This is a genomic window from Brenneria salicis ATCC 15712 = DSM 30166, from assembly GCF_003315515.1.
In the GTDB taxonomy this organism is placed as follows: Bacteria; Pseudomonadota; Gammaproteobacteria; order Enterobacterales; family Enterobacteriaceae; genus Brenneria; species Brenneria salicis.
Window position 1 is genome coordinate 1 of sequence record NZ_QNRY01000076.1, and the last position, 7,581, is coordinate 7,581.

2 protein-coding genes, 1 rRNA gene and 4 pseudogenes are annotated in these 7,581 nt (G+C 49.9%); 2 read left to right on the plus strand and 5 right to left on the minus strand.

What is annotated here, in order from left to right; genetic code table 11:
• Nucleotides 1–203 (plus strand): annotated as a pseudogene (locus DES54_RS18025) (IS630 family transposase); the annotation flags it as partial.
• A 165-nt stretch (nt 204–368) separates the two neighbouring features.
• Nucleotides 369–1,199 carry a glyoxylate bypass operon transcriptional repressor IclR gene (iclR, locus tag DES54_RS18030; RefSeq protein WP_113869731.1) on the plus strand — a complete coding sequence of 277 codons (831 nt, stop codon included), beginning with the start codon at nt 369–371 and terminating at the stop codon, nt 1,197–1,199.
• Nucleotides 1,200–1,226: 27 nt separating this feature from the next.
• Here the strand turns inward: iclR and aceK are convergent.
• From aceK to rrf, 5 genes and pseudogenes are all read right to left on the minus strand, one after another.
• A pseudogene (gene aceK, locus DES54_RS18035) lies at nt 1,227–2,974 on the minus strand (bifunctional isocitrate dehydrogenase kinase/phosphatase).
• 48 nt (nt 2,975–3,022) lie between these two features.
• Nucleotides 3,023–4,337 (minus strand): annotated as a pseudogene (gene aceA / locus DES54_RS18040) (isocitrate lyase).
• Nucleotides 4,338–4,369: 32 nt separating this feature from the next.
• A pseudogene (aceB, locus tag DES54_RS18045) lies at nt 4,370–5,968 on the minus strand (malate synthase A).
• 275 nt (nt 5,969–6,243) lie between these two features.
• Entirely contained in the window at nt 6,244–7,173 is a 930-nt protein-coding gene (metA, locus tag DES54_RS18050; protein ID WP_113869733.1) for a homoserine O-acetyltransferase MetA, read from the minus strand.
• Nucleotides 7,174–7,491: 318 nt separating this feature from the next.
• A 5S ribosomal RNA gene (gene rrf / locus DES54_RS18055) occupies nt 7,492–7,581 on the minus strand; the annotation flags it as partial.

Genomic DNA, 7,581 nt, shown 5'->3' on the forward strand with positions numbered 1-7,581 from the left:
AGAATCCGAAGTTTCGTGTTATTTATCAGCCGGTTTACTCGCCCTGGGTAAATCATGTTGAACGGCTGTGGCAGGCGCTGCACGAAACGATAACCGGAAACCACCAGTGCCGCTCAATGTGGCAGTTACTGAAAAAAGGGCGTCACTTTATGAATACTGTCAGCCCATTCCCCGGTGGGAATCATGGGTTGGTAAAAATGTAGCGATATTAGGATCAGTTATTTAGCATAAGTTGCAGATCTGCTGATGTCGCGTCACATGAGACTTTTTTAGTCGCAAGGGTTATTTTCGCGCCGGCGAAAGAAGTGTTGCATTATTGGCTGGAAAAAAGAAAATCAATTCCATTATCGCAATAGGGGAACCATGCTATGACGTCACCTGAACCTGCCAAAAGAGGCAAAAAACCCAGAGCCAGCGCCGCGACGCCAGCCCAGGCCACCGGACAGGTACAATCGCTGACGCGCGGTTTAACGCTATTGGAATTTATCGCCAAAGCGCATGGCAGCGTAGCGCTCACCGATCTTGCCCAACAAGCGGGATTACCCAACTCAACCACGCATCGTCTGCTGACCACCATGCAGCAGCAAGGATTTGTCCGCCAGGTGGGTGATCTGGGGTTATGGACTATCGCCTCTCATGCTTTTATCGTCGGCAGCAGCTTTCTGCAAAGCCGTAATCTGTTGGCTATTGTGCACCCGATCCTGAGAAAACTAATGGAAGCTTCCGGTGAAACGGTCAACCTGGCGGTGCTCGATCAAAGCGATTGTCAGGCTATCATCATCGATCAGGTTCAATGCACCGCACTGATGCGCATGTCGGCGCCGATCGGCGGCAAACTGCCGATGCATGCTTCCGGGGCCGGAAAAGCGTTTCTGGCGAATTTACCGGAAAGCCAGGTTACCCAGCTGTTGCACAAAAAAGGGCTGCATGGTTATACGCCGCATACGCTGAATTCGCCGCAGAACCTGAAAGATAATCTGTCGCTGATCCGCAAACAGGGTTATTCGTTTGATGATGAGGAACATGCGCTGGGCTTGCGCTGTATCGCGGCCTGTATTCTGGATGAGCATCACGAAGCCTTCGCCGCTATCTCGATCTCCGGCCCGGTTTCGCGCATTACCGACGACCGCGTAACTGAACTGGGCGCGTTGGTGATTAAGGCCGCCAAACAGATCACCAACGAATACAGCGGCGCATAATGCGTCATGCTGGGCGGCTGACGGGCGTCACGCCCTTTCAGACCAGGTGTTTTCCGTTACCCGCTGGCTAAATCGTTTGCCGCGCCGATAAGCATAGACATCCTCAATATGTCCGTCACGGATACGTTGTTGTAGCGCTCGCCAGTAATCGGCGCAGAACAACTCGCCGTGCATTTCCTCAAGGAGTCGCCGTACTTTTTTGTCACTACAAAGAAAATGTCTGAACTCTTCAGGAAACACATCATCGGGCGCGACGCTGTACCAGGGTTCCGCTGCCATTTCATCTTCAGGATAGCGTGGCGGCGGAATATCACGGAAATTGACTTCCGTCATATAGCAAATCTCATCGTAGTCGTAGAACACCACCCGGCCATGCCGGGTCACACCGAAGTTCTTAAATAACATATCGCCGGGAAAAATATTGGCGGCGGCCAATTGCTTGATAGCATTGCCGTACTCTTCAATCACATCATGCAGTTGCTGATCCGTCGCCTGCTCAAGATAAAGACTCAGCAGCGTCATTCGCCGTTCCATGTACAGGTGGCTGATCACCATCTGATCGCCTGAATCCTCCAGTTTTCCCGGCGCCTCACGCTGCAACTCCGCCATTAACTCAGGACTAATGCGGTGTTTATCAATAACGAAGTTTTTGTATTCTTGCGTGTCCGCCATCCTTCCGACGCGATCGTGCTCTTTTACCAAACGATAACAGGCCATTACCCGTTCAGCGTTACCTCTTTTTGCGGCGCAAAGCGATCCTTGATCACTTTAAAAACGCAATCGAACGATGGCAGTGTAAACACCAGCATCACCATGCCATTCACGCCGGGCGCAATAATAAATTGCTCCCGCGATTCGCCAAGATAATGGAGATATTCGCGGTAATACTCCGTCTTACTATGTCTCTGGCAACCAACCGCCAGATAGCGCTCAGCGGTGGTTTTGCCCGGCAGAATATCGTGTAACCAAGCCACCAACGCCGATGGCAAAGGCGCATAAACCATAAAATAGGAACGGGCGAAGCCAAAGACGATACTGGCTTCAGCGTGACTGGTCAGGCAGGTATCAATAAATACCGCGCCTTGTTCGTTGTGATGAATCGGCAGTAGAAAAGGGAATATGCCTTCGGGTAATAACAGTTTCCCCACCAGCCAGGTCGCTTTATTACGGTAGAACAACTCATTGGCGACCTGTAACGTTGCCTGAGATAGCTGTTGCGTGGAGAAGGTTCGCTGAAGACAACTGACGATATATGAAATATCCCGCGGTAAATCTTCCCACGGCAAACGCAGTGGTAAATCCTGCAACAACCTTTCCAGCATCGCTGGCCAGCCATCAGAGGGAAGAAAGACGCGCACAATAGGTCGAGGAATTTCAAGAAAACGTTTTTCTGGCTGGGAACTGAAAACGAATAATTTATCGGGCGTGAGCGCCCGATGGTTAGACAAGCGACAGTAAACCGAATTGAAAAAGCTTTCCGCAATTTCAAAACGCGGATAGTCCGGCAATAACTGTGTGTAGATTTGTTTTACCCGGCCCAGGAAATCCGCGTCATAACAGCGCTCACCGGTAATGCAACGCAACTGCTCAACCACCAGTCCGACATGGTGATCATAAAGATGGATGCGTTGCTTCATGGCTTGTTGTATGCCGGGCCAATCCGCTTGTTCAAATCGGTGTTGCGCGCCAGAGGTGACTTCCAGAAAGCGACCGTATTGCGCATCAAACCCCTGCAAAATCGTCTGGGCCACCAGTTGCTCAAGGTCACGCACCATCATGCACTCCACATGAAGCCCGGCCAGCATCACGCTGACCGCTTAGTCTCAGAATTGCTGCTCTTCCGTCGATCCCGTCAGGGCAGTGACGGAAGAGATTCCACCCTGAATAATGTTCGTCACCTTGTCAAAATAGCCCGTACCCACTTCCTGCTGGTGCGAGGAGAAGGTGTAACCGTCTTTATCGCATCAAATTCCGGCTGTTGCACTTTCTCGACATAATGTTTCATGCCTTCACCCTGTGCATAAGCGTGGGCCAGATCGAACATGTTGAACCACATACTGTGAATGCCGGCCAGCGTAATAAACTGATATTTGTAACCCATTGCCGACAATTCATCCTGAAAGCGTGCAATCGTGCAATCGTGCTGTCATCCAGATTCTTCTTCCAGTTGAAGGAAGGCGAGCAGTTATACGCCAACAGCTTACCGGGATAGCGGGCGTGAATCGCCTGCGCAAAACGACGCGCTACGTCCAAATCCGGCGTAGACGTTTCGCACCACACCAGATCGGCATAAGGCGCATAAGCCAGACCGCGACTGATAGCTTGCTCTACGCCGGCATGGGTACGATAAAAGCCCTCCGCCGTCCGCTCACCGGTAATAAACGCCTGGTCATACTCGTCGCAATCTGAAGTCAGCAGATCCGCGGCGTCGGCATCGGTTCGCGCAACCAGTAATGTCGGCACCCCCAGGACATCCGCCGCCAAACGCGCCGCCACCAGTTTCTGGATCGCTTCCTGACTTGGCACCAAAACTTTCCCGCCCATGTGCCCACATTTTTTGACGGAGGCAAGTTGGTCTTCAAAATGGACGGCCGCCGCTCCCGCTTCAATCATCGACTTCATCAGTTCAAATGCATTCAGAACCCCGCCGAAGCCAGCTTCCGCATCGGCGACGATCGGCAGAAAATAATCGGTGTAGTGTTTGTCGCCCGGCTCAATCTGATTAGCCCATTGAATCTGATCGGCGCGCCGGAAAGTGTTATTGATGCGCTCAACCATCGCCGGCACCGAGTTGGCCGGATACAACGATTGATCGGGATACATACTGGACGCCAGATTCGCATCGGCGGCAACCTGCCAGCCAGAAAGATAAATGGCTTCAATTCCCGCTTTCGCCTGTTGCAATGCCTGTCCAGCGGTCAAGGCGCCCAGACAATTGACGTAGCCTTTGCGGGATTCACCGTGCAGCAGTTTCCATAACCTGCCCGCCCCCAACTGAGCCAACGTACATTCAGGGTTCACCGAGCCACGCAAGCTGATCACGTCTTCAGCATGATAAGGTCGGGCAATACCTTCCCAGCGAGCGCTTTTCCATTCTTGTTCAAGCTGTTGAATCTGCTGGATACGAGAAGTCGTCATAGCTGCGATTCCTTTTTTACCGTCAGTGAGAATTAATCAAGCAGGGCGTAACAAGGCAACGTAAGGAAGTCGATAAGCTCATCCTGCGTCGTGATTTCTTCCATCAGGCGTGCGGCGTCATCAAACCGGCCGCCACTAAACCGCGCCTCTCCGAGCGCCTCCTGAATCACCCGCATCTCTTCAGCCAACATCTACTGAAACAACGCCTTCGTGATCACGCGCCCGTCGCTCAGGGTTTTTCCATGATGAATCCACTGCCAAATAGAAGTACGAGAAATCTCAGCCGTCGCCGCATCCTCCATCAGTCCGTAAATCGGCACGCAGCCATTACCGCAAATCCAGGCTTCGATGTACTGTATAGCGACGCGGATATTGGCGCTCATGCCGGTTTCGGTCCGTTCTCCGAGACACGGTGCCAGCAACTGCGCGGCGCTGATCGGCGCATCATTTTCACGCAGAATGTCGAGTTGGTTTTGGCGCGCCCCAAGCGCCTGCCCGAAAACCGCCATTACGGTATCCGCCAGGCCGGGATGGGCGATCCAGGTGCCGTCATGACCGTTTCTGGCTTCGAGTTCCTTATCTTTACGCAACTTGTCAAGCACCCAGTTGTTGCGCTCGGCATCCTTACTGGGGATAAAAGCAGCCATGCCGCCCATAGCAAGCGCCCCGCGACGATGACAGGTTTTGATCAATAATCTTGAATAGGCGCTCAGGAAAGGTTGCTCCATCGTCACGGACTGGCGATCAGGCAGGACACGATCGGAATGTTTTTTCAACGTTTTGATATAGCTGAAAATGTAATCCCAGCGGCCACAATTCAACCCAACGATATGATCGCGCAAATGGTAAAGGATTTCGTCCATATGAAAGACGGCTGGCAGCGTTTCGATCAATACCGTGGCTTTAATCGTTCCTCTTGGGAGCCTAAAGCGATCTTCGGTATGGCAAAAGACCTCCCTCCACCATGCCGCCTCTTGCCACGACTGCATTTTTGGCAAATAGAAATAAGGGCCACTGCCTTTCGCCAATAGTTCACGAAAGTTGTGGAAAAAGTAGAGCGCAAAATCAAACAGACTTGCGGGGATAGCCTCACCTTGTAGCGTGACATGTTTTTCAGGCAGATGCAGACCACGTACCCGACAGATCAAAACCGCGGGATTTGGCTTCAACTGATAAATTTTTCCCGCCTCATTGCGATAAGAAATCGTCCCCCGAACGGCATCACGCAAATTAATCTGTCCCTCGATCACCTTGTCCCAGCCAGGAGAGAGAGAATCCTCAAAATCAGCCATGAAAATCTTTACGTTGGCATTCAATGCATTGATAACCATTTTGCGTTCAACAGGACCAGTAATTTCAACGCGACGATCTTTCAGGTCATTAGGGATACCGCGAATTCTCCACTCATCATCACGAAGGGAAGCGGTTTCCGAAATAAAATTTGGTAGTTGACCGTTATCAATCTTACACTGCCGCACCTGACGCTCGGCCAATAGCTGATTCCGTGCGGCGGTAAAATGCCCAACGAGTTCGGTTAAGAAATCAACCGTTTCATCCGTGAGAATTTGTTTCTCTACCTCACCAAAACGCTGGCTGAACACCAAATCTTTGCTTATCGTCTGTTGCGTCATTTCATGGTTCCTTCTCAGAATCCTCTGCGCTAAGCGACTATCTGGACGTCGGATGAAAGCAGAACATTTCTTAACCGACAGTTTTAAGCGTAATTCAACAAAACAAAAAATCAAAAACAATTTCCATTTTTAAATTAAATCCAATTCAATTACATGATCTATAAGATAATTAACTTTTAAATAGAAGAGGAAATGCTTTCATAACCTGGAAGGACAGGAAAAACAGAAGTAAAAAAGGCGCCACAAAAGGCGCCTTTAAAATGAAAGGAGATGGATTATTCCAATGTCGGATTCATACGGCGTAGATCATATGGCGTGATCTGATAAACGTAATAGTTCAGCCAGTTAACAAATAACAAATGACCATGACTGCGCCAGGTGGATTTTGGCGCAATCTGCGGGTTGTTGTCAGGAAAGTAGTTCACGGGCAGCATCGGATCCAGGCTGGCGCCACAGTCACGGAAGTACTCATCAGCCAGCGTATGCGCATCATATTCAGGATGCCCGGTGACAAAAGCCAGACGCTTGTCCTTGCTGGCAAACAGGTAAGCGCCAGTCTGTCCGGACTCCGCCAGAATATCCAAATCGGTATACTGACGAATGACCTCTGTCGGGAAGTCCGCATAACGGGAATGTGGCGCTAAAAAGGTTTCATCAAAACCGCGAGTCAGCAAAGCGTGTGGCTGCAAGGTCTGATGCGAATAAACACCCGACAGTTTTTCCTGACGCGTCATCTTGGGAATACCATACAGAATATTTAATGCCGCCTGCACCGCCCAACACACAAACAGGGTTGAAGTTACGTGCTCTTTTGCCCAGGTAATCACACGCTCTATTTGCGGCCAATACACAACATCACTGAAATCGACCAGTCCCAATGGCGCGCCGGTGACAATCAAGCCGTCAAAATTTTCATCCTGAATATCATCGAAGTTACAGTAGAAATTATCCAGATGCTCAGTTGGCGTATTCTTCGACTCGCGACTATCTATACGCAATAGCTGAATATCGATCTGTAACGGAGAGTTCGATAGCAACCGTAGAAACTGGTTTTCCGTTTCGATTTTCTTTGGCATCAGGTTCAGCACCAGCACTTTCAAAGGACGAATTTCCTGCGTTTTAGCGCGTGAGGATGTCATCACAAAGACATTCTCATTACGCAGAAAATTGACCGCTGGTAACTCATCAGGAACCCGGATTGGCATAACCTTATATCCTCACAACATACGTTTATATGTTTATATGTTTAGACTTCTAGATGCCCAAAGATAGCGAGTTTTGATACGAAAGTCGAGTAGTCACTCGCTAAGGTGAAAATGTTTCATCACTATTTAAATAAGCTTATGTAATTTTCATATATAGAGAGATAGTTTATCGCAGAAAGAAAATAAGAAGATGTAAATAGATTAATTAATCAGCAGGTTAGAGAAAATTGAGAGCAAACTAAATATACCAAAAACATGAACAACGGCCACAACGCAAAAAGCCCCCTGCTTACGCAGGAGGCTTTCCACTTAGTTGATGCCTGGCAGTTCCCTACTCTCACATGGGGAGACCCCACACTACCATCGGCGCTACGGCGTTTCACTGCTGAGTTCGGCATGGGGTCAGGT